Source organism: Polaromonas vacuolata, assembly GCF_012584515.1.
Lineage (GTDB): Bacteria > Pseudomonadota > Gammaproteobacteria > Burkholderiales > Burkholderiaceae_C > Polaromonas > Polaromonas vacuolata.
Genome location: NZ_CP051461.1, coordinates 1,837,908 through 1,860,387 on the forward strand (window position 1 = coordinate 1,837,908; position 22,480 = coordinate 1,860,387).

Sequence of the window (22,480 nt, forward strand, 5' to 3'; positions counted from 1 at the left end):
CACAGATACATTGGAGAAATGAACTTGAATACGACGATCAAACCTAAATGTCTAGCGTTAGTTCTTATCGCAGCTGCATTCATGGCATTTCCGGCTTGGGCGCAGTGGCAATGGCTGGATGGTTATGGCCACAAGGTGTTTAGTGATCGTTCGCCACCGCCCGAGATCGCTGAAAAAGATATTTTGCAACGCCCCTCAACCAGCACAAGAATAATTCTAGAACCCGACGCTGCAGCCGCTACGGCTCCAAAGTCCAACGGTGTTAAACCTGTTGCCAAATCAAGTGACAAAGATACAGAACTACTCGCTAAGAAAAAACAAGCGCAAGCACAAGAAGCGGAAGCCAAAAAAGCTGAGGAAGAAAAAAATACAAAAGCTAAGATTAGTAATTGTGAACGCGCAAAAACCAGTTTGACGACGCTTCAATCTGGTATTCGTATTGCGACGGTCAATGCCAAGGGCGAGCGCGAATTTTTAGACGAAACAAAGCTAGCGCAAGAAACAAAACGCGTTCAGGAAACCATTGAAAGCAACTGCAAATGAGCTTGGCGCTTTACTCGCTCATCAAAGCTTCGGTCTAATATCCCGCTTTTGCACCGACTCTACGGTCAGCAAAAAGGCCAGCGCTTTTAATCCCCTGCCCTTTAAATCGTTCACGCCTAGCCACCATTGGATCAACGCGTAGCGGGCGCAAAATCTCTAAGCGGTCCCCGTCACACAGCAAATAATCCAAGCTTGCACGACGGCCCCAAACAGCTAGCAAAAGGGCTTCTGGAATTACGCTTTTGAGTTCAGCACAATCAGAAAATAAATCGGCTGTTGCCAAAGCCTGACCTACAGTAGTCTTATCCGGCAAAGTTAGCTTCCATTGCCGGACTTGGCGTGGCGCTGGTGAAAACAGCAGTAATACTTGCATACGCATCAAAATTAATCGGTGCCATAAACTTGGTCTGCACGCTTAACAAAAGCATCAACCAAACTGCCGGCAATTTTCTCAAACACCGGCCCGACTAAAGCGGCCAATGCAAAATTACTGAAGTTGTAATGCAGAGCAAAGTCGATTCTGCAAGCGCGCTCGCCATCCTTACCAACCGGCGTAAATTGCCAGTCACCATCGAGCATGGAGAACGGACCTTTAATTAGTTTTAAAGAGACCTTGCTGTCCGCAATATGGGTGTTGCGGGTGGTAAAGCTTTGTCTAATGCCCGCCATAGCCAGGCCGACCTCGGCGACCACGTTGTCAGGGTTGGTTTCAAGGACTTTTGCATGGTCACACCATGGCAAAAATTCGGGGTAGCTGGCCACATCAGTCACCAAAGTAAACATTTCTGCGGCGCTATGCCAGATAAGGACGGTCTTGTTAACGGTTTTCATACAATCAGGAGTTAAGCTTAGATTGTATTAGTCGATCGCGTCCACATATAAAGTCATGGTTACCAAAGAAGCTTCCTCCTCCAAAAAGTCGGCATCCGCACCGGCGTCCAACCTCAGCCCCAAAGCGGCGGCTGCGGCCATTCGTATTGCAGACAACAAAAAAGCTAATTTCAATTACCACATTGAAGAGCGTTTTGAAGCCGGCATGGTGCTCGAAGGCTGGGAAGTCAAATCGGTGCGCGAAGGCAAAGTGCAATTAACCGATGGCTATGTGGTGATACGGCATGGCGAGATTTTCATCATCGGATGCCAAATTAACCCGTTGGGCACGGCTTCTAGCCACATCAGCCCAGACAAAGTTCGGACCAAAAAACTCTTGCTGCACAAGGAAGAAATTAAGCGTTTAACCGGCAAGATTGATCAAAAAGGTTTCACCCTAGTGCCACTCAATATGCACTGGAAAAATGGCCGGGTTAAATGTGAAATTGGTCTAGCCAAAGGCAAAGCTGAGCACGATAAACGCGACACCATTAAGGACCGCGAAGGCAAACGTGAAGTCGAGCGCGTGATGAAGTCGCGCAATCGTTAATTCGAAATGACTTCGAATTAACGTCAGATTCCAGGCTTGAAAGTCCGGGTTTAGTACCCGGACAATTATTAAATTAAAGCCCGCGCAGTGGATGCGTTTCTGCGGTCCAAGGACTGACAAAGAACTCATCCGCCATGCCTGGCTTGATGTCTTCAATGCGCTCCGGCGACCAGCGTGGACTGTAGTCTTTATCAATGGCCAACGCACGAATACCTTCAACCGTTTCACTGTCAGCGCCTGGCCGCAAATGAAAACATTGATAAACCATATCGCGTTCCATGCGCAGCACGTCGGCCAGTGGCAGTCCACGGGCTTTGCGAATCTGCTCAAGCGTGACATGCAGCATCAACGGTGAACGCTTGCGAAGCACAACACCAAGTTTGCGTGCCCAAGGCTGTTTAGATGCTTCTAAGGCATCGACGATGTGCTTGACGCGCAGCAAAGAGAAGTAAGCGTTTAGCCCTTCGGTTTCGTATTCTTCTATGTCTTCACCTTGAACAAAATCATTGGCGACCCAAGCCTTAGCCGCATCAATTGACGCAAAACTTTGTTGACCGAGCTTGGCCCACAGCGCCGGCATATCCGCAGCCGGACATTTCACATCCGCAAGCTGGTAGCTAATGGCTTCATCAGCGCCAATGACTTCACCCGTTAAGGCTAAATATTCACCCACACTGCCAGGGCATTGGCTGAGGAAATAACCACCGCCCACGTCCGGGAACAGGCCAATATTCGTTTCAGGCATGGCCATTTTGGTGTGCTCAGTGACAAGGCGCATTGCAGCGCCTTGGCTCAAACCCATACCGCCACCCATAACCACACCGTCCATGAAAGCGATATAGGGTTTTGGGTAGTTTTGGATTAAGTAATTGAGGCTGTATTCCTCAGTGAAAAAATCTTCTAGTGTGCTGTCCCTTGACAGTGCGGCTTGGTGGAAAAAACGAATATCACCACCCGCACAAAAGCCACCAAACAGCGCTTCTTTACTGCCGGGACGGCCGATTTTGTTACTGCCACGAATGGCGACTAGCATGACCTCTGGGTCATCGCGCCAAGCAATTAAGGCGGCGGAGAGATCGCGCACCATTTGCAGACTTAGTGCGTTGAGCGCTTTGGGCCGGTTTAGCGTGATCAAGCCGGCGTTGCCGACGCGCTCTAAAACTATCTCGGGTTTTGCCACAGGGGCGTTGGTGTCTTCAGTCATAACTTTTGTCTCCATCCAATCAATTCATTTATCAACAATGCAGAAATAACCAGCGTACCGCCAGCCAATACATTTGGGCCTGGCACTTCACCAGCGCCTAACCAGGCCAACAAAATACCAAAAATTACTTCTAGCAAACCTAGCAAAGCGACTTCTGGCGCTTTAAGAACACCGGCACACATCACGGCCAATACGCAAGGAATAGCCAATTGCACCAAACCTAACATTGCCAGCAGGCTGACATCGTGCAATGTCGCATTAAAAGGCGTGGCCAAAGGCAGTGTAAGCAAGCAGGAAATCAAGGCGCCCAGCAGTACGGCTGGCACTAAATCTATTTTTGTTCCGAGCGCACGGCTGTTTTGAACCACAGTCCAATTAGCCGCACTAGCCAAAGGCACACACAAAGCGACTAAAGTGCCCGACATATCTTTGCCCAAAGCCAGCTGACCACCATACATCCAAGCAATACCCGCCCCCGCCAACGCAATCGCTAGCCAGGTACGTGTAGCCAATCTATGGCCGATAAAAAGAGTCGCTAACAAGGCGGTAGCTAGCGGGCTAATGGCTAAGGTCACCAGCACGTTGGCAACCGTCGTCATGGTCAAGGCCAGCATAAAGGCGGTAAACATTACCGCCCAGCAAACACCAGAAAGCCAAAGTGAAAAGCCGCCACGGCGTATCTTGACGAACACCGAACGACCTTGAAACAGCGGCAAAATAATTAACAGTGAAATAGCGGTAAAAAAACTACGCCAAAAAGTCACTTCAAAGCTATGAGCAGATTCAAGTTGACGCGTGACAACACCTGCAATCGACCACATAAAAGTCACTGCCAACATCAATAGCACCGCACGGCTGTGCGTCAAAAATGGGACTGAATTCAATCTATGGCTTTAATGTTGGGCAGGGTTTGATAAAAACCGTATGTAATTTGTTGCGCTTTAGCAGAGCAAAGATCAGCAAAAAAAATGGCTGGATATTTCACTATCCAGCCAGCATGCACTTACTGCAGGCGCAGAAGTTTAACGGCCTGAGCGCTTGCGCTCGCTTTCGCTGAGGTAGCGCTTACGCAGGCGAATCGACTTAGGTGTGATTTCAACCAACTCGTCGTCCTCAATGAATTCAACGCCGTATTCCAGCGTCAAGTCCACAGGTGGCGTGATCTTGATAGCGTCTTCCTTGCCGCTGACGCGGAAGTTGGTCAGCTGCTTGGTACGGGTGGCGTTAACCACCAAATCGTTTTCGCGGCTGTGAATACCGACGATCATGCCTTCATAGACTGGATCGTTAGGACGCACAAACATGCGGCCGCGGTCATCGAGCTTGCCCAGTGCGTAAGTGAAAATCTCACCCGCATCCATAGAAATCAGCACACCGTTTTTACGGCCACCGATGTCACCTTTATGCGGCTCGTAGCTGTCATAAATGTTGGAAATCAGGCCAGAACCGCGGGTCAAGTTCAAGAACTCATTAGTGAAACCGATCAGACCACGTGCTGGAATGCGGTATTCAAGGCGAACGCGGCCACGGCCGTCGGACTCCATATTGCTCAGGTCACCTTTGCGCTCGCCCAGGGCTTGCATAACGCCGCCTTGGTGCTGCTCTTCGATGTCGGCTGTGACCAACTCGATTGGCTCATGGCGCACGCCGTTGATGTCTTTCATCACCACGCGCGGCTTGGAAACGGCCAGCTCGTAGCCTTCGCGACGCATGTTTTCCAGCAAAATAGTCAGGTGCAATTCGCCGCGACCCATGACTTCGAAAATACCTTCTTCGTCGGTTTCTTTAACGCGCAGTGCAACGTTGTGCTGCAATTCTTTTTGCAGACGATCCCAGATTTGACGGCTGGTCACGAACTTGCCTTCACGGCCAGCCAATGGGCTGGTGTTGACGCAAAAGTTCATGGTCAGTGTCGGCTCATCGACCTTTAGCATAGGCATAGGTGCAGGATTGACCGGATCGGTAATCGTCACACCAATACCGATTTCAGCCAAACCGTTGATCAAAACGATCTCGCCTGGGCCGGCTTCTAAGGTTTGTACGCGCTCTAAACCTTGGAAGGTCAGAATCTGGTTGATCCGGCCTTTAACCGGTTTGCCGTCAACGCCTTCCATGACCACAACGTCCATCATCGGACGGATAGTGCCGGAAGAAATACGGCCAACGCCAATACGGCCGACAAAGGTTGAGAAATCAAGTGCAGAAATTTGCAACTGCAATGGCGCATCAGGATCACCCTTTTGCGATGGAACATGTTTGAGAACGGTGTCGAACAAAGCCGACATGTCAGGGCCCCACTGCTCGCCTGCAGCGCCTTCTTCCATTGAAGACCAGCCGTTAATACCGGAGGCATACACCACTGGGAAGTCGAGCTGCTCGTCGGTAGCGCCTAGCTTGTCGAACAAGTCAAATGCAGCGTTGACCACGAAGTCAGGACGCGCGCCTGGCTTGTCAACTTTGTTCACGACCAAAATCGGTTTGAGACCCAGAGCCAAGGCTTTCTTAGTCACAAAACGAGTTTGTGGCATTGGGCCTTCTTGTGCATCGATGAGCAAAACAACGCCGTCAACCATTGACAGAGCACGCTCAACTTCGCCACCAAAGTCGGCGTGACCCGGGGTGTCGACGATGTTGATGTGCGTGCCTTTCCAGGTCACTGCGCAGTTTTTGGCCAGAATCGTAATGCCGCGTTCTTTTTCGATGGCGTTGTTGTCCATCACGGTGTCGACGACTTTTTCGTGGTCGGCAAAAGTGCCGGATTGGCGCAGCAACTGGTCGACCATGGTGGTTTTACCATGGTCAACGTGGGCGATGATGGCGATATTACGTATCTGTTTAATACTCATAGTTGGCTTTCTGATAACTTCTGGAAACTTAAAATTAAAGGAGGCTTAAAAATCAATGCATCAAATCGGCTTGCGGCTCAGAACTTGCCGTGAGCATGTTCTTGACCTCCAGTGGGCTGAGCAGTCGCTGGGGTATCAGTTCATCGGCTGTGACATGAGCTGAACCTAAAAAGGCATTCGGCTCAGTTCCGTAAACTTGGACCAGTGCCGCATCCGGCCCCCACTGGCCTGGCGTTCCACGGCGGCGTAAACCACTGAGGAAACGTCCTGAATTTTCTGCGTCTAATGTGACAGATGGAAAGGCAGCGACCAGCGACTGCGGCGCGAGCAAGCAGTCCATACGTTGGTCTTCGCTCATGGCTTCAAGCGCGGCTAGCGTGATGCACTGGCTGGCGACGAAGCCACCGGTCTCAATTCGGCGCAAAAAGCCTAGATGCGCTCCGCAGCCTATTGCCTCGCCAATGTCTTCGCCAAGTGTGCGTATATACGTGCCTTTGCTGCAACTAACAATAATGCGAATCGCAGCATCAGCACGGTCATCTTCAGCGACTGACATTTCAAGGCTAAAAATAGTGATGTGGCGCGCTTCGCGTTCTATTTCTTGGCCTTGACGCGCGTATTCATAAAGTGCTTTACCGTCTTTTTTCAGCGCTGAATACATGGGCGGAATTTGCGCTAATGGGCCGGTGAACTGCGCGGTTAGAGACTGCAACATCTCGGGCGTGATGGCAGGCACAGGCCGGGTTTGAATGACTTCACCTTCGGCGTCCGCGGTAGTGGTTTTCTGACCCAGTAACAACACGGCTTCGTAAGTCTTATTCGCTTCAAGCTGGACTTGACTGAACTTGGTGGCCGCACCAAAGCACAGCGGCAACACGCCAGTCGCTAAAGGATCTAGCGTGCCAGTGTGACCAGCTTTTTCCGCGCGCAGCAACCACTTAGCTTTTTGCAAAGCTTGGTTGCTGGACAAACCCAAAGGCTTGTCGAGCAGCAACACGCCGTGAACGGGACGTCGCAAAACTTTAGGGCGTGGATTGGAAATTTTAGGCATAGGCTTTTTGATCAAACTCAAAGCTGCGCATAAAGCGCAGGCTGAGGCTAATGTTCGCCCCGAGCTTGATCAAAAAGGGGAGAACGAGAGCGTTACTCTTCTTGAGCGCGGGACGACACGGCCTTGGCAATCAAGGCATTCATGTCAGCCGCATGCTCTGTGGTGCGGTCGTAGTGAAAGTGCAACGTAGGCACGGTATGCGTCATAAGACGCTTGAACAAGCCATTACGCAGAAAACCTGCGGCTTGATTAAGCGCTTCTTCGCAAGCAGCTGGGTCGCCCACTAACACGCTAAAAAATATTTTCGCGTGTGCGTAGTCGGCCGTTACCTCGACGGCTTGCACCGTCACCATGCCAACCCGCGGGTCTTTGAGTTCGCGCGCAATCAGCTCGGTCAGATCGCGTTGGATCTGATCGGCCACGCGGAAACCGCGGTTGGGTGCAGATGATTTTCTCTTCTTTGCCATTTAAATCATTCGCCCCGCTTACAGCGTACGAGCCACTTCGCGGATTTCGAAGAATTCCAAAACGTCACCCTGTTGGATGTCGTTGTAGTTCTTGATGTTAAGACCACATTCAAAGCCTTCTTTGACTTCGCGTGCATCGTCCTTGAAACGCTTGAGTGAATCGAGTTCACCCGTGAAGATGACGATGTTCTGGCGTAGCAAACGCAGTCTTGCGGTACGGCGAACCATACCTGCGGTGACCATACAACCGGCGATAGAGCCGATTTTGCTGACCTTGAAGACTTCGCGAATCTCGGCCGTACCGATGATTTCTTCTTTCTTGTCCGGCGTGAGCATGCCAGACATAGCCGCTTTGAGTTCGTCCACAGCGTCATAAATGATGTTGTAGTAGCGAATATCTACGCCGTTGTTCTCGGCTTGCTTACGTGCCTGAGCATCAGCTCGGGTGTTAAAGCCAATCAGCACGGCTTTGGAAGCAATCGCCAAGTTCACGTCGGATTCAGAAATTCCACCCACAGCGGAGTAAACCAATTGAACTTTGACTTCGTCGGTCGAGAGCTTGAGCAGCGATTGAGCCAAAGCTTCTTGCGAACCCTGCACGTCGGCCTTGATGATGATGGGAAGCAACTTGACTTCGCCAGCACTGATATCGGCAAACATGTTCTCTAACTTGGCCGCCTGCATTTTGGCCAGCTTGGTGTTGCGGAACTTGCCAGCACGGTAGGTTGATATTTCACGCGCTCTACGCTCATCGAGCATGACGATGAAGTCATCACCCGCTTGTGGCACTTCGGTCAGACCTTGGATTTCGACCGGAATCGAAGGACCTGCGGTCTTAATCGTTTTGCCGTTTTCGTCCAGCATGGCTCTGACCTTACCGTAGGTAGAGCCGGCCAACACCACGTCACCAGCCTTCAGCGTTCCGGACTGAACCAAAACGGTTGCAACTGGGCCGCGACCTTTATCAAGACGCGCTTCGATCACCAGACCTTTGGCCAATGCATCGACTGGAGCACGCAATTCAAGTATTTCAGCTTGCAACAAAATTTGTTCTAGCAATTGCTCAACACCCGCACCGGTACGTGCAGAGACTGGTACGAACGGTGAATCACCGCCGAACTCTTCTGGCACAACGGATTCTGTGACCAACTCACCACGAACGCGGTCTAAATTGGCATCGGGTTTGTCAACCTTGTTAATCGCCACAACAATCGGCACACCAGCAGCACGGGCGTGCTTGATAGCTTCCCGAGTTTGCGGCATCACACCGTCGTCAGCAGCAACCACTAGCACCACAATGTCGGTCGCTTTAGCACCACGGGCACGCATGGCGGTAAACGCCTCGTGACCTGGTGTGTCAAGGAAAGAGACCATGCCGCGCGGAGTTTCCACGTGATAAGCGCCAATATGCTGAGTAATACCACCGGCTTCGCTAGTGGCAACCTTGGCACGACGAATGTAGTCGAGCAATGATGTTTTACCGTGGTCAACGTGACCCATGACGGTCACAACTGGTGCACGTGGCAATGCTTCGGCCAATTGGCCTTGGACATCCAAATCAGTAAAGGCTTCTGGATCATCCAGCGCAGCGGTAATGGCTTTGTGGCCCATTTCCTCGACCACAATCATGGCCGTGTCTTGGTCTAATGGCTGATTGATGGTGACCATCTGACCGAGTTTCATCAAATGCTTGATGACCTCGGAGGACTTCACACTCATCTTGTGGGCGAGTTCACCAACCGTAATCGTCTCTGGCACGTGAACTTCAATAACTTTGAATTCAGTCGGTGCTACAAAGTTTGACTCAGGGCGCGCATCACGGTCATTGCCACGACGTCCGCCGCGTTGACCACCACGGAAATTACCACGTCCAGGCAAAGAAGGTGCACCACGTGCGGGTGGACCTTTCTTCTTGGCTGCGTCATCTTTCCAGGTAGAAGACAAATTCTCAGATTTAACTTCCTTCTTGCCTGCAACGCCAGGAGCTGCCGGTGCAGCGGCTGCTGGTTTGGCCGCACCAGGTGCAACTGCGGGTTTGTGCAGCGTGCCCTTCATGACAGTTTTTGGATCGACGTGCGGCACTAAAACGCGCTTAGGCGCACTCATCATGGCGCGAATACCTGCGGCTTCGGCTTCTGCTTTGCGGCGTCTATCTTGCAGATCTTGTGCCTTGACAGCATCAGCTTGGAACTCTGCGGTCGCTTTAGCTTTGGCTAATGCTGTAGCGTTAGCTTTAGCAGTGACAACTGCCGCGGCAGCATCCGCTATCTTGGCTGCAGCCACATCAGCAGCAGCCACTTTAGCTAAAGCAATTGCCGGGTCTACAACCGGTTCTGGTGTTTTAAATATGCGACCAATTTGGGGCTTCGGTTTTGCGCTAGCTGCGGCTGCTTCAGCTGCCTGTGTTGCGGCAACGAGAGCATCGGATTTCTTTTGCTCTGCAATTTCCAAGGCTGCTACGCGTTCGTTTTCACGCGTTATGGCAGCTAATTCTTGTGCTTCTGCGGCTTCTTTTTCTTCGTGCAATCGGCGCTTTTCAGTTAACTCTTGTTCTTGTGCCAATAGCAATTGTGCATTGCGATGGGCTTCTTCTGCGCGACGTGTCCATTCGGTATCGTCGACTTCAGGTGCTTGGGCTACACCTTCGGCATTGGCTTCGTCAGTCGATGCATCACTACCGTCTTCACGTTTGACGAATGTGCGTTTTTTACGCACCTCAACTTGAATGGTGCGTGCACGGCCGGTAGCATCGGCTTGTTTGATTTCGCTGGTGGATTTTTTTACCAGCGTTATTTTTTTACGCTCTGCTGCAACAGTGCCATGACTGGCCTGTAGATAGCCCAGCAGTTTTTGCTTGTCAGCCTCGGACAGGTTGTCGTCGGCTTTGACCTCGACGACTCCTGCGCTGGTCAATTGCTCGATCAGTGTGGCGGTAGATTTATTCAACTCAGCTGCGAATTGCGCGACGGTAGTGGTACTGGACATATTTGGTTTTCCTGACTGGCCTTCATGATCACTGCTCTGAGGCGGCTGCGGGTGCAGCTGCCGGAGCGACGGCTGGCTCATCGGTAAACCAATGTGCGCGCGCTGTCATGATGAGGGCCTTGGCTTCGTCCGCAGACTGGCCGGTAATATCGGTAAGCTCGTCCACGGCTAGATCAGCCAAGTCATCACGAGTGTTGACACCCGCTTGGCTTAGTTTTTCAATCAGCTCGGGGGTAAGGCCTTGAACGTCGCGCAGATGCTGCGAAACGCCTTCGGCATTTTCTTCCAATGCGATTTCCATGGTGAGAAGAGCGTCTTTGGCGCGTGTGCGCAACTCGGTGACGGTGCCTTCATCAAATGATTCAATCTCCAACATCTCCTGAATTGGGACGTAGGCGACTTCTTCAAGACTTGTGAATCCTTCACTGATCAAAATATCAGCGATTTCCTCGTCCACATCGAGTTTTTCCATGAACAGTTTGCGGCTGGTATCGGTCTCAGTCGCTTGCTTTTCGGCTGATTCATCAGCCGTCATGATGTTGATTTTCCAGCCGGTTAACTCAGCTGCCAAACGCACGTTCTGACCACCGCGGCCAATAGAGATGGCGAGGTTTTCCTCATCCACCACAACGTCCATTGCATGGCGTTCTTCGTCCACCACAATCGATGTGACGTTAGCAGGTGCCAAAGCACCAATCACAAATTGCGCTGGGTCTTCACTCCACAACACAATGTCGACGCGCTCGCCGGCTAGTTCATTGGTCACACCATTGACGCGGGTACCACGAACACCAACGCAGGTACCGATTGGATCAACCCGTTTGTCGTGTGAGAAGACAGCAATCTTTGCGCGTGAACCAGGGTCTCGTGCGCAAGATTTAATCTCTAGCAATCCTTGTTCAATTTCTGGCACTTCTTGGCGGAACAATTCGATCATGTACTCAGGCGCTGAGCGCGAGAGAATAATTGGCGCGCCGCGCAGTGTGGTGTCGACTTCCATGATCATGGCGCGAACGCGATCACCAGAGCGCAAATTTTCTTTTGGAATCATGTCGCTGCGGCGCAGACGGCCTTCGACCCGGCCGGACTCGACAATGATGTCGCCTTTGTCCATGCGTTTGACTGTGCCTACAAAAATTTTGTCGCCACGCGACATGAATTCATTGAGCAACATTTCGCGCTCAGCATCACGGATTTTTTGCAAGATAACTTGCTTGGCAGCTTGCGCGCCAATCCGGCCAATCGGCATGCTTTCCACGGGTTTTTCGATGAAGTCACCTTCTTCGATATCTGGAATTTCGTCGCGCGCGTCGCTAACTAACTCTTCTGCCTCTGGGTTTTGCAGACCAGCAGCGTCTGGCACGACCAGCCAGCGGCGGAAGGTTTCGTAGTTACCACTGTCGCGGTCAACCGCCACACGGATATCGACTTCACCGGTGTAAATTTTCTTAGTGGCTTGGGCCAGCGCTAACTCGACTGCGCCGAAAACAACGTCGCGTTCAACGTTCTTTTCGCGCGAGATGGCATCTACCAACATCAACATTTCGCGGTTCATTTCACAAGCCTTTCGCTCTCATTTTTTAACTGATCGGGTGTTTGAGTCTGCTCATCTGCAGACACGGCGCCTGCGGCAGCCTTTGGCTTTCGCCCTTTGAAATCTACAACTGGAGCCAATCGGGCTTGGGCTACTTCATCTAGCGTAAAGCCTAGAGCTTGTAGCGGCGGGAGCACACGATTCTTTCCAATTTTCTGGCCGGGCTTGGTGATGATTTCATCACTCCAGACGATTTGCCAAATTGTCGCAGCACCCTCGGCAGGCGTTTGGCCGTGCTCAAGAGTTCCTCTGAATTTTTTCTGATTTGCGGAAACCGTGGTTCCTGCGCTAGCTTCAATGCCAACAGCGTACTTGAGGGTGATATCAATTAATTCACCAGCAAAACGATCAAAATCTTTTTCTGTACGAAGCGGTCTGTCTATACCGGGCGAGCTAACCTCAAGCCGGGAATATTCAGTGCCTTCAACTTCCAGTACAAACTGCAGTTGACGGGTAATTTTTTCGCAATCTTCTGCATTGATGAACTGCTCGGCTTCTTTCACGTAAGGCATGTCTATCGTCACCCGTAGCAGTCCGCCCGTGGTGCGTTCGATGTCAACTAGGTCGTAACCCAATCCTGTGACGGTTTGCTCAATCGTGTCGTGTAGTGCCATTCAAAAATCTAAAAAAAGCAGCGTGTTTAATGCAAAAGTTAGTCGAAAAACCCATGGGCGTAAAAACAAACGCCCAAAAAAAATGAGCGGTGAAAACCCGCCCATTTGGTCGTGAAGAACATATTGTAACCCAGCTAAAGCTCAGCGCCGCGCATTATGCATGGATTTGTCGCGAGGCTGATAACTAAAGACCTGAAGAAGACTTTAGTCTATTCATATGCAATTTAACGCTTGCGCTAATGTGACTATAAATCACCCATCAATGTTCTGGTGTATGCATGCTTTGGCTTGGTTATTACGTTTTCAAGACTACCCTGCTCTATAACCTGACCGTCTTTCATGACAAGGACTTGATGGGCCATGGCTTTGATTACGTCAACATCGTGCGTAATGAGTAGATAGCTCAAGCCGTATTCACGCTGAAGGCCTTGCAGCAGTTGCAAAACTTGTTTTTGAATCGTGACATCTAACGCACTGGTTGGTTCATCCAGTACCAATAGCTGTGGCCGTAATATCAAGGCCCGCGCAATTGCTAATCGCTGCCGTTGCCCGCCTGAAAATTCGTGCGGATAACGCTCCAGTAAGCCTGGAAACTGCGCCGGATGCAGGCCAACCTCATGCAGCGCATCGACTACTTTTTCCTGTCTTTGTGCCGCACTTAGATGTGGGTGATGTACCCGCAGACCTTCGCCAACAATGTCATGCACCGTCATACGCGGCGACAGTGAAGAAAACGGATCTTGAAATACCACCTGCACAATGCGTCTGAGTTCTTTGTTGTTGGCCGACTGCTCGCTCCAAGCCCTGCCTGCAACTTGTAATTGCCCACCATGCGGGTGCAAACCTAGGGCTGCCAAAGCCAAGCTGGACTTGCCCGAACCCGACTCGCCAATCACGCCCAAGGTCTGCCCAGCTGAGATCTCAAAGTTGGCGCCTTGCACCGCAACAAACTCAGCTTTTTTAAACCAGCCGCGTATACCCGGCGTAGTGATGGGGTAACTGACCTTTAAATCTTTTGCCAACATCACGCGCGGCAAACTTAAATCTGGCGCGGTTTGAGCGGCATCACGCTCAGGCCGACTGGCCAGTAGTTTGCGGGTGTAGGCGTGTTGCGGATTAGAAAAAACTTCTTCTACCGTGCCTTGTTCCACAATTCTCCCTAGCTCCATCACAGCAATGCGGTCGGCAAAGCGTTTAACTAAATTCAGATCGTGGGTAATTAGCAATACCGCCATGCCGTTGGCCACTTGTAGTCCTGCTAGCAAGTCCAAAATTTGCCCGCGGACTGTCACGTCTAGTGCGGTAGTCGGTTCATCGGCCAATAACAGCTTGGGCTGACACGCTAAAGCCATGGCAATCATGGCGCGTTGGCGTTGACCACCTGAGAGTTGGTGCGGAAAAGAATTTGTCCGCCTTTCAGCGTCTTGAATGCCGGTGTCAGCAAGCAGTTTGATCGCCGCTTTTGTCGCCTCTGCTGGACTCAAGCCTTTTTTCAGTTGCAGCACTTCAGCAATCTGGCTGCCGATTGAGTAGAGTGGATTGAGCGCAGTCATAGGCTCTTGGAAAATCATGGCAATGTCTTGGCCACGTATGCCGCGTAATGCGTGCTCGTTCAAAGCCAGCAAATCACGGCGCTTACCGTCGATGTCAAAATGTGCTTGGCCTGTCACAGCGGCGTTTTGCACTAGTCGCAATAAGCTTAATGCGGTGACGGTTTTCCCCGACCCTGACTCACCGACTAAGGCTAGTTTTTCGCCCGGTGCAATCGAGAAATCAATGCCATGAACCACCGCTTTTCCGGCAAACGATAGGTGTAGATTTTTAACCTCTAAGAGTGGCATCTGGCTCATGTATTCGCCTTTCTGGGGTCTAGCGCATCGCGCAGCGCGTCACCCATAAACGTCAGTAGCAACAATGTAATGACGAGAACCGCGAAGGTTGAAAGCGATATCCACCAAGCATCAATATTGGCTTTGCCTTGGCTGAGCAGCTCACCCAATGACGGCGTGCCTGGCGGCACACCAAGGCCTAAAAAGTCCAGCGATGTCAGCGCCAAAATAGCAGCGCTCATGCGAAACGGTAAAAACGTCACTACCGGCGTCATGCTGTTGGGCAGTATGTGACGCCACATTATGTGCAGATTACTCACGCCCAAAGCGCGTGCGGCGCGCACATAGTCCATTTGACGGTTGCGTAAAAACTCGGCTCGCACGTAATCAGATAAACCCATCCAGCCAAATAAACTGAGTAAAAAAAGCAGTAAAGCTACGCTGGGCGCAAATATGGCGCTAAAAATAATCAGTAAATACAGCTCCGGCATAGAGCCCCAAATTTCCATAAAGCGCTGAAACACAAGATCAGTCTTGCCACCAGCATAGCCCTGTAGAGCACCTGTGATCACGCCAATCACCACGCCGGTAAAAGTCAGCGCCAAGCCAAACAACACACTCAGCCTAAAGCCGTAAATAAGCTGGGCGAGTAAGTCGCGACCTCTGTCGTCTGTGCCTAGCCAGTTGTCGCGCGATGGTGCGGATGGGTTGGGCTCTTTTGCAAAATAATTGATAGTGCGCGGCCCGTAAGGGTTGGGTGGATAGACCGCCCAATTACCGTTTTGCGTGAGTTTGTCCCGAATAAAAGGGTCTAGGTAATCAGTCGGTGTTTCAAAGTCTCCGGCAAAAGTTTTTTCGGAATAGGTTTTAACCAAGGGAAAATAAAGCTCGCCCTGATAACTCACAAGCAGCGGTTTATCGTTGGATAAAACCTCGGCAAACAAACTCATCAGCACCAATACCGAGAACAACACCAAGCTGTATAAACCCAGTTTATTTTGCCGAAAGCGTCGCCAAGCATGGCGTCCCGGCGAGACAGAAAGTACTGCCGGCTTAATCGAATTTGACACGTGGGTCCACCCAGACATAGCAAAGGTCGCTGATTAATTTTGTCGCCAAACCAATCAACGTGAATAAATAAAGCGTGCCCAACACCACAGGATAGTCGCGGCGAATCACGCTTTCATAACTTAAAAGGCCTAGACCATCGAGAGAAAATAACGTCTCTATCAGCAATGAGCCGGTAAAAAATGCGCCTATGAAAGCCGCCGGGAAACCGGTGATGATGGGAATTAAGGCATTGCGAAACACATGCTTCCACAGCACTTGACGCTCACTCAAGCCCTTGGCTCTGGCGGTCAACACATACTGCTTGCGTATTTCTTCAAGAAATGAATTTTTTGTTAGCACGGCAGTCACGGCAAAACTGCCCAACACCATGGCCGTCACAGGCAACGCGATATGCCACAAATAGTCGACAACCTTGGCGCCCACACTGAGCGACTCCCAATTCGACGAAGTCAGTCCGCGCAGCGGAAACCACTGCAACTGCCCGCCAAAAATCACCAGTAGCGCCACACCCAAGACGAAGCCAGGAATGGCGTAACCGATCAGCACAATTAAGGTGGTAAAAAAATCAAACCGGCTACCCGCGCGCACCGCCTTGGCAACACCCAAGGGCACGGCGACTAAATAGCTGATGAAAAAAGTCCATAGCCCTAAGCTGACGGAGACTGGCATTTTTTCTTTGACCAACTCCCACACATCTTTGCGTTGGTAAAAGCTTTGCCCCAAATCAAAACGTGCGAACTGACCTAGCATTTGAAAAAAGCGCTCATGCACCGGCTTGTCGAAACCGTAAAGCGTTTTGATTTCTTCAATTCGCTGGGCATCTAAGCCCTGACGGCCGCGGTAACCTGCGCCGCTAACGGCTGCGCGCTCACCACCTGAGTCCCGGCCTTGCAGTTGCGAGACCATTTGTTCGACCGGCCCGCCCGGCACAAACTGCACCATGGTGAAAGTCAATATCAGCACACCCAGCAATGTGGGAATCATGAGAAGCAGGCGCTTGAGTATGTAGCTAGCCATATTTAAGGTTTCTTTACAGCTTGATTCGCCGCGATGTTGGACGGCGATGCCCACCAAGCACTCAATGCCCAGGTATCGGCTTGGTAGTAAGGCGGAATAGTCGCTGGTAGTTCAAATTGACCGGGGCGGTAACCTATAAAAAAGGCGTCGCCATAAAACTGCGGCACTGAGTAGTAACCATGGCTTAGCACGCGGTCCAGTGCGCGCATGGCGGCAGACAAGTCTGGCCTAGTGGTCGCGCGCACAACTTTTTGTAGCAATGCATCGACTGCTAGGTCAGCCAATCCCCAAATATTCGCCGAGCCCGGCGTCGCCGCCGCAGCTGAGCCAAAATACTCTAGCAACTCACCACCAGGCGCCGTGCTGCCAGAAATTCGCGTGGTGGTCATTTCAAAATCAAAGTTATCCATTTTTTGCTTGGCCAAAGAAAAATCCACCACTCGGTAATTGAGCTGTATGCCAAGCTTTTCCAATGCGTTCTGAAACGGACCGACTATGCGTATCAACGAAGGCTGATCGTTTAAAAAGTCTATGCTGAACGCTTCACCTTTAGCATTGCGCAAAGCGCCATCCACATAGTGCCAGCCTGCCTCATTCAATAAGGCCTTGGCTTGACGTAAATTGCCGCGCAAACTGTTTGGCGGCGCGGTACTCGGCGAGACCGGTGCTAGGCCAAATACTTCTGGCCTGAGCTGGGCGCGTAGTGGCTCTAGCAGGGCTAGTTCATCTGGCTGAGGCAATCCCTCTGCATGGAACTCACTGTTGGGGAAGTAGCCATTTACGCGTTTATAAAGCCCGTAAAAAAGTTGGCGATTCATCCATTCAAAATCCATCGCCAAACCTATGGCTTGGCGTACCCGTACGTCCTGAAATTTGGCTTTGCGCAGGTTCAGTACATAGCCTTGAAAGTCGCCTGGGTTGTGGTTTTCAAACGCGCGCTTTTTAAGCTCGCCCGAATCGAACTGTTTGCCTGTGTATTGCCTAGCCCAGTTGCGTGAGATGAACTCGCGCAAAAAATCAAATTCACCGGCTTTTAAGCCTTCAAAACGTGAGGTCTCATCCAGATAAATCTTAAACGTCACCTTGTCAAAATTGAACTGACCTTTGCGGCTGGGTAAATCGCGCCCCCAATAGAGTGGATCACGCACATAACTCACGTCGCGCTTCATCTCGTTGGAGGTAAGTTTGTATGGGCCAGAGCCTATAGGGACATCGACCACTATCTGATCAAAAGCTTTGACCACCCCATCGGACTGCCCCCAGTCCCGGCTAAACACGGGCATCCCTCCTACCATTAGCGGTAGTTCAGGATTGGGCGTAGCAAAGTCAAAGCGGACCACGCGCTCTGACAGGACTGTGGCATTTTTTACTTCAGCATAAAGCGTGCGAAATTGCGGCGCGGCAAGTTTGCTAGTGAGTTGCTTGAAGGAATACACGACATCCGCAGCCAGCACCGGCTTGCCGTTGTGAAAACGCGCTTTATCGTTCAGATGAAACGTCGCTGAGAGTTTGTTGGGTGCCACTACTACCGTGTCAGCCAGCAAGCCATAAGCAGTAGTCGGCTCTTCAGAGTTGCCAACTAAAAGGCTTTCAATCATCAACAGGCCAATGCCGTAAGGCGCAGTGCCGCGCAAAGTGTAGGGGTTGAACTTATCAAAATTAGTCGGCCGCGTGGGCGGTACCATGCGTATCTCACCGCCCTTGGGTGCATTCGGATTGAGATAGGAAAAGTGATCAAAGCCGGCGGGATACTTAACATCGCCGAACTGGGCGTAAGCGTGTTGCGCTGAGGCTGACGACGAAAAAATGCACAAAGCCAAGGCCATGAAGGCAACGCCGGCGTCACTGGTCAGGCCGCTTAAAAAAAGGAATTTCCGCATGCGACAATTCTGCCTTATTTGGGTGTCCACAAACGGGCCGGCAACTTGCAGACCGGCTACCCGCTTTTCTATCAAAAACTGGAGCACAGCACATGGGTTTTCTTACTGGCAAAAAACTGTTGATTACTGGCGTCTTGTCAAATCGCTCGATTGCTTATGGCATCGCCAAAGCCTGTCATGCACAAGGCGCAGAACTGGCTTTTGGCTATGTGGGTGAGCGTTTTAAAGACCGTATTACCGAGTTTGCCGCCGACTTTGACTCAAAACTGATTTTTGACTGCGATGTGGGCAGCGACGAGCAAATCGAAAAAATGTTCAAGGACTTGTCCGCAACTTGGCCAACTTTTGACGGCTTTGTGCACAGTATTGGCTACGCACCACGCGAAGCGATTGCTGGCGATTTCTTAGAAGGTTTGTCGCGCGAAGGCTACCGTATTGCGCACGATATCAGCGCCTACAGCTTTCCGGCCATGGCAAAAGCTGCCCTTCCCTATCTCAACCAAAAGTCAGCGTTGCTAACGCTGACCTATTTAGGCGCGATACGCACAGTTCCGAACTACAACACCATGGGACTGGCAAAAGCCAGTTTAGAAGCCTCAGTGCGTTACCTCGCCGAATCCTTGGGCCCCAAGGGCATGCGGGTTAACGGTATTAGCGCCGGCCCCATCAAAACGCTGGCCGCTAGCGGCATCAAAGGTTTTGGAAAAATTCTTAGCGTGGTAGCAGAAGCAGCACCGATTCGCCGCAATGTGACGGTTGACGACGTGGGCAATGTAGCCGCATTTTTACTCAGCGACTTGGCTGCTGGTGTGAGCGCTGAAATTACTTATGTGGATGGCGGTTTTAGCCATGTGGTGGGTGGGATTGCAGAGGCTTAAATTTTGAATTAAAGCTTTGACTCTTGAGAACGCTCTTTATGCCACCACAAGATTAAAAGAGACGCAGACTCATGAAATCTACGCCGCACCCCAGCTAAGTTAGATGTTTTCTTCAAAGTCTGCAGAAATAAATGTCTGCAGACTTCGTTAACCAAGCTTATTCTGGCCGCACACAATCCGCAAAATAATGAATCTTGCCAGCGGCATCAACCTCAGTTACCAATCCATGAATATCGGTGCCAAAACCTGGGCAAGCAGCGTTAAATTCGCGTGAAAACTTCAGGTAATCGACTATTTTCTTGTTGAAAACTTCGCCTGGAATTAACAACGGAATACCCGGTGGGTAAGGCGTGAGCAGACCGACTGTGATTCGGCCTTCAAGCTTGTCAATTTCAACTCTGTCGGTTTTTCTGTGCGCGATATGGGCATAGGCGTCACTTGGCTTCATAGCTGGCGTGAGGTCACTTAAATAGATGTCAGTGGTCAAGCGTGCAATGTCGTGCTTGGCATATTGCTCGTGAACGTAGTGGCATAAATCAGCCAAACCCATTTGTTCGTACTTGGGATTATTTTTGCAAAACTCCGGCAAGATGCGGTACATACGCTGGTTCTTGGCGTAGTCGTCTTTGAACTGTTGCAAAGCCGTCAGCAAAGTGTTCCATCGGCCTTTGGTAATACCAATAGTGAACATGATGAAAAAACTATACAGACCGGTTTTCTCAACTATCACGCCATGCTCAGCTAAGAATTTGGTGACGATAGAAGCCGGTATGCCGGTTTTGGCAAACTTACCGCTCAAGTCCATACCCGGCGTGACGATAGTTGACTTGATAGGGTCCAGCATATTAAAGCCAGTTGCCATCTTGCCAAAGCCGTGCCACTTGGAGTTGCGACCATCGGTTTTGATAACCCAATCGTCTGAGTGGCCTATGCCCTCATCGACGAGTTTTTCTGGGCCCCAAACTTTAAACCACCAGTCGTCTTTGCCGAATTCGTCTTCGATCTTGCGCATCGCGCGGCGAAAGTCCAGCGCTTCCAAAATACTTTCTTCGACCAGAGCAGTACCGCCGGGCGGCTCCATCATGGCTGCTGCCACATCGCAGCTGGCAATGATGGCGTACTGCGGACTTGTCGACGTGTGCATTAAATAGGCCTCGTTAAATAACGGCCTATCGAGTTTGACAGTTTGTGAGTCTTGCACCAACACGTGACTGGCTTGGCTAATGCCAGCAAGCAACTTGTGAATCGACTGGGTTGCATAGACCACTGCTTTTTTCGGCCGAATGCGGTTCTTGCCCATGGCATGGTAACTGCCATAAAAGGGATGAAACGCTGCATGCGGCAACCAAGCTTCATCAAAATGCAAGTTGTCTATGTAGCCGTCCAACATGCCTTTAATTGTTTCGGTGTTGTAGAGCACGCCGTCGTAAGTCGACTGGGTCAATGTCATCACGCGCGGCTTTAGATCTTTTACATCCATGCCTTTGAGTAGAGGGTTGGCCTTGATCTTGGCCTTAATAGCTGCCGGCTCAAACTCGCTCTTTGGAATCGGTCCAATGATGCCGAAATGGTTGCGCGTAGGCTTGAGAAACACCGGAATTGAGCCGGTCATGATGATGGCATGCAGCACGGACTTGTGACAGTTGCGATCGACAACGACGACATCGCCAGGCGCGACCGTATGGTGCCAAACAATTTTATTACTCGTCGATGTGCCATTGGTTACAAAAAAGCAATGGTCGGCATTGAAGATGCGCGCGGCGTTGCGCTCGCTCGCCGCAATCGGACCAGTGTGGTCGAGTAACTGGCCCAATTCTTCGACGGCATTGCAGACGTCTGCACGCAGCATATTTTCACCAAAAAACTGGTGGAACATTTGTCCCACTGGGCTTTTCAAAAAGGCTACGCCGCCAGAGTGACCCGGGCAATGCCAAGAGTAAGAGCCGTCTTCTGCGTAATCAAGCAAGGCTTTAAAAAACGGTGGCTTGACGCCTTCGAGATAGCTTTTGGCTTCACGAATGATGTGACGCGCAACGAACTCGGGCGTGTCTTCAAACATGTGAATGAAGCCGTGAAGTTCACGCAGGATGTCATTGGGAATATGCCGCGAAGTTTTGGTCTCGCCATAGACATAAATAGGAACATCCAAATTTTTACGCCGTACTTCAGCAATGAAGTTACGCAGATTGACAACTGCTGGATCCAAATCTGGGCCGGGCGTGAATTCTTCATCGTCAATTGAGAGAATAAACGCGCTAGCTCGGCTTTGCTGCTGGGCGAACTGCGACAAATCACCGTATGTGGTCACGCCCAAAACTTCCAGACCTTCTGTTTCTATGGCTTGAGCCAGTGCACGAATACCCAGGCCGGATGTATTCTCAGAACGAAAGTCTTCATCAATAATGACGATGGGGAAGCGAAATTTCATAATCGTTTAACGCTGCGCATGAACGCAGAATAAAGGTGTATCGGTTGGTATTAATCTAGCAGAAGCAGACTAGTTATTAGTAAAGTGTACGAAAATTAAATGTCAATTTGCAGACACGGTTATCTAGAAACCCACAAAATAGAAGTTCACCACTTATAAAGGAGTAAGCAATGGAGCAATCGACCATTTGGTGGCTACTGACTGGAACCCTCATCGTAGTAGAACTGGCAACTGGCACGTTTTACTTGCTGATGATGGCCGTCGGTATCGCCGCCGCCGCTATCGCCGCCCACTTGGGTTTGTCCGTAATTGAACAGATTATCACCGCTGCCGTTGTCGGTGGCGGTGCGGTAGCACTATGGCACTGGCGCAGGCTACAAGAACCTAAGCCAATCCACGCCAGTAGCAATCCAGACACGATCATAGATATAGGCCAAAGTGTGCATGTTGAACGTTGGCATGCAGACGGCACGGCAACTGTCAAATACCGCGGCGCCAATTGGACGGCTATTTTGCCCGCATCTGAATCAACCAACACTACCGGTGCTGACACCGAAAACGGTCATAAGACCGGCAACTTTCGAATCAAGGCTTTGCAAGGCAGTCGCTTGGTTCTGGAAAAAATCTAAACCTTGGCATTTCGTCACGTATTA

Annotated in this window: 19 protein-coding genes; 4 read left to right on the top strand and 15 right to left on the bottom strand. The window is 50.8% G+C overall.

Annotation, left to right across the window (positions count from 1 at the left end; translation table 11 throughout):
• Positions 1-18 precede the first annotated feature (18 nt).
• Complete coding sequence (locus HC248_RS08410; RefSeq protein ID WP_238342766.1) at positions 19-543, top strand: DUF4124 domain-containing protein; 525 nt, start codon at positions 19-21, stop codon at positions 541-543.
• A 34-nt stretch (positions 544-577) separates the two neighbouring features.
• Here HC248_RS08410 and HC248_RS08415 read toward each other — a convergent pair whose 3' ends face one another.
• On the bottom strand, positions 578-916 hold the full coding sequence (locus tag HC248_RS08415; protein WP_168922100.1) for an RnfH family protein: 339 nt from the start codon (positions 914-916) through the stop codon (positions 578-580).
• Positions 917-927: 11 nt separating this feature from the next.
• On the bottom strand, positions 928-1,374 hold the full coding sequence (locus HC248_RS08420; protein WP_168922101.1) for a type II toxin-antitoxin system RatA family toxin: 447 nt from the start codon (positions 1,372-1,374) through the stop codon (positions 928-930).
• A gap of 55 nt (positions 1,375-1,429) precedes the next feature.
• Between HC248_RS08420 and smpB the strand changes: the two genes are divergently transcribed.
• Positions 1,430-1,963: an SsrA-binding protein SmpB gene (gene smpB, locus HC248_RS08425; RefSeq protein WP_168922102.1), complete on the top strand. Its 534-nt coding sequence runs from the start codon at positions 1,430-1,432 to the stop codon at positions 1,961-1,963.
• A 73-nt stretch (positions 1,964-2,036) separates the two neighbouring features.
• On the opposite strand, the gene HC248_RS08430 is transcribed toward smpB, so the two are convergent.
• The 12 genes from HC248_RS08430 to HC248_RS08485 form a co-directional block, all read right to left on the bottom strand.
• Positions 2,037-3,167 (bottom strand): enoyl-CoA hydratase/isomerase family protein, encoded by a 1,131-nt coding sequence (locus HC248_RS08430; protein WP_168922103.1) that lies wholly within the window; start codon positions 3,165-3,167, stop codon positions 2,037-2,039.
• The gene (locus HC248_RS08435; protein ID WP_168923756.1) at positions 3,164-4,006 is read right to left on the bottom strand and encodes a DMT family transporter; all 843 of its coding nucleotides are present in this window, start codon (positions 4,004-4,006) and stop codon (positions 3,164-3,166) included. Before HC248_RS08435 ends, HC248_RS08430 begins: the two co-directional genes overlap by 4 nt.
• Before the next feature lie 183 nt (positions 4,007-4,189).
• Positions 4,190-6,013, bottom strand: a complete 1,824-nt coding sequence (gene typA / locus HC248_RS08440) for a translational GTPase TypA (RefSeq protein WP_168922104.1) — start codon at positions 6,011-6,013, stop codon at positions 4,190-4,192.
• A 52-nt stretch (positions 6,014-6,065) separates the two neighbouring features.
• Complete coding sequence (gene truB, locus HC248_RS08445; protein ID WP_168923757.1) at positions 6,066-7,055, bottom strand: tRNA pseudouridine(55) synthase TruB; 990 nt, start codon at positions 7,053-7,055, stop codon at positions 6,066-6,068.
• Positions 7,056-7,156: 101 nt separating this feature from the next.
• On the bottom strand, positions 7,157-7,531 hold the full coding sequence (rbfA, locus tag HC248_RS08450; protein WP_168922105.1) for a 30S ribosome-binding factor RbfA: 375 nt from the start codon (positions 7,529-7,531) through the stop codon (positions 7,157-7,159).
• 18 nt (positions 7,532-7,549) lie between these two features.
• Positions 7,550-10,516, bottom strand: coding sequence for a translation initiation factor IF-2 (infB, locus tag HC248_RS08455; protein ID WP_168922106.1), 2,967 nt, complete (start codon positions 10,514-10,516; stop codon positions 7,550-7,552).
• Positions 10,517-10,544: 28 nt separating this feature from the next.
• Positions 10,545-12,071, bottom strand: coding sequence for a transcription termination factor NusA (gene nusA / locus HC248_RS08460; RefSeq protein WP_168922107.1), 1,527 nt, complete (start codon positions 12,069-12,071; stop codon positions 10,545-10,547).
• On the bottom strand, positions 12,068-12,724 hold the full coding sequence (rimP, locus tag HC248_RS08465; protein WP_168922108.1) for a ribosome maturation factor RimP: 657 nt from the start codon (positions 12,722-12,724) through the stop codon (positions 12,068-12,070). Before rimP ends, nusA begins: the two co-directional genes overlap by 4 nt.
• A 245-nt stretch (positions 12,725-12,969) precedes the next feature.
• A complete protein-coding gene (locus tag HC248_RS08470) occupies positions 12,970-14,574 on the bottom strand; it encodes an ABC transporter ATP-binding protein (protein ID WP_168922109.1) in 1,605 nt (534 codons plus the stop codon).
• Positions 14,571-15,641 carry an ABC transporter permease gene (locus HC248_RS08475; RefSeq protein ID WP_168922110.1) on the bottom strand — a complete coding sequence of 357 codons (1,071 nt, stop codon included), beginning with the start codon at positions 15,639-15,641 and terminating at the stop codon, positions 14,571-14,573. The genes HC248_RS08470 and HC248_RS08475 overlap by 4 nt, the downstream gene beginning before the upstream one ends.
• Positions 15,607-16,641 carry a microcin C ABC transporter permease YejB gene (locus HC248_RS08480; protein ID WP_168922111.1) on the bottom strand — a complete coding sequence of 345 codons (1,035 nt, stop codon included), beginning with the start codon at positions 16,639-16,641 and terminating at the stop codon, positions 15,607-15,609. Before HC248_RS08480 ends, HC248_RS08475 begins: the two co-directional genes overlap by 35 nt.
• 2 nt (positions 16,642-16,643) lie before the next feature.
• Positions 16,644-18,467, bottom strand: a complete 1,824-nt coding sequence (locus tag HC248_RS08485; RefSeq protein ID WP_420372017.1) for an extracellular solute-binding protein — start codon at positions 18,465-18,467, stop codon at positions 16,644-16,646.
• Positions 18,468-18,613: 146 nt separating this feature from the next.
• On the opposite strand from HC248_RS08485, the gene fabI reads away from it, so the two are divergent.
• On the top strand, positions 18,614-19,399 hold the full coding sequence (gene fabI, locus HC248_RS08490) for an enoyl-ACP reductase FabI (protein WP_168922113.1): 786 nt from the start codon (positions 18,614-18,616) through the stop codon (positions 19,397-19,399).
• Between the two features lie 157 nt (positions 19,400-19,556).
• Here the strand turns inward: fabI and HC248_RS08495 are convergent, their stop codons facing one another.
• The gene (locus HC248_RS08495) at positions 19,557-21,827 is read right to left on the bottom strand and encodes an arginine/lysine/ornithine decarboxylase (protein ID WP_168922114.1); all 2,271 of its coding nucleotides are present in this window, start codon (positions 21,825-21,827) and stop codon (positions 19,557-19,559) included.
• Positions 21,828-21,997: 170 nt separating this feature from the next.
• On the opposite strand from HC248_RS08495, the gene HC248_RS08500 reads away from it, so the two are divergent.
• Positions 21,998-22,456 (top strand): NfeD family protein, encoded by a 459-nt coding sequence (locus HC248_RS08500; RefSeq protein ID WP_168922115.1) that lies wholly within the window; start codon positions 21,998-22,000, stop codon positions 22,454-22,456.
• Positions 22,457-22,480 lie beyond the last annotated feature (24 nt).

What these genes read in the sequence shown, in the direction of transcription:
- HC248_RS08410 (WP_238342766.1), top strand. Translation starts at nt 19, where the DNA reads ATGAACTTGAATACGACGATCAAACCTAAATGTCTAGCGTTAGTTCTT.
- HC248_RS08415 (WP_168922100.1), bottom strand. Translation starts at nt 916, where the DNA reads ATGCAAGTATTACTGCTGTTTTCACCAGCGCCACGCCAAGTCCGGCAA.
- HC248_RS08420 (WP_168922101.1), bottom strand. Translation starts at nt 1,374, where the DNA reads ATGAAAACCGTTAACAAGACCGTCCTTATCTGGCATAGCGCCGCAGAA.
- smpB (WP_168922102.1), top strand. Translation starts at nt 1,430, where the DNA reads ATGGTTACCAAAGAAGCTTCCTCCTCCAAAAAGTCGGCATCCGCACCG.
- HC248_RS08430 (WP_168922103.1), bottom strand. Translation starts at nt 3,167, where the DNA reads ATGACTGAAGACACCAACGCCCCTGTGGCAAAACCCGAGATAGTTTTA.
- HC248_RS08435 (WP_168923756.1), bottom strand. Translation starts at nt 4,006, where the DNA reads ATGTTGGCAGTGACTTTTATGTGGTCGATTGCAGGTGTTGTCACGCGT.
- typA (WP_168922104.1), bottom strand. Translation starts at nt 6,013, where the DNA reads ATGAGTATTAAACAGATACGTAATATCGCCATCATCGCCCACGTTGAC.
- rbfA (WP_168922105.1), bottom strand. Translation starts at nt 7,531, where the DNA reads ATGGCAAAGAAGAGAAAATCATCTGCACCCAACCGCGGTTTCCGCGTG.
- infB (WP_168922106.1), bottom strand. Translation starts at nt 10,516, where the DNA reads ATGTCCAGTACCACTACCGTCGCGCAATTCGCAGCTGAGTTGAATAAA.
- nusA (WP_168922107.1), bottom strand. Translation starts at nt 12,071, where the DNA reads ATGAACCGCGAAATGTTGATGTTGGTAGATGCCATCTCGCGCGAAAAG.
- rimP (WP_168922108.1), bottom strand. Translation starts at nt 12,724, where the DNA reads ATGGCACTACACGACACGATTGAGCAAACCGTCACAGGATTGGGTTAC.
- HC248_RS08470 (WP_168922109.1), bottom strand. Translation starts at nt 14,574, where the DNA reads ATGAGCCAGATGCCACTCTTAGAGGTTAAAAATCTACACCTATCGTTT.
- HC248_RS08475 (WP_168922110.1), bottom strand. Translation starts at nt 15,641, where the DNA reads ATGTCTGGGTGGACCCACGTGTCAAATTCGATTAAGCCGGCAGTACTT.
- HC248_RS08480 (WP_168922111.1), bottom strand. Translation starts at nt 16,641, where the DNA reads ATGGCTAGCTACATACTCAAGCGCCTGCTTCTCATGATTCCCACATTG.
- HC248_RS08485 (WP_420372017.1), bottom strand. Translation starts at nt 18,467, where the DNA reads ATGGCCTTGGCTTTGTGCATTTTTTCGTCGTCAGCCTCAGCGCAACAC.
- fabI (WP_168922113.1), top strand. Translation starts at nt 18,614, where the DNA reads ATGGGTTTTCTTACTGGCAAAAAACTGTTGATTACTGGCGTCTTGTCA.
- HC248_RS08495 (WP_168922114.1), bottom strand. Translation starts at nt 21,827, where the DNA reads ATGAAATTTCGCTTCCCCATCGTCATTATTGATGAAGACTTTCGTTCT.
- HC248_RS08500 (WP_168922115.1), top strand. Translation starts at nt 21,998, where the DNA reads ATGGAGCAATCGACCATTTGGTGGCTACTGACTGGAACCCTCATCGTA.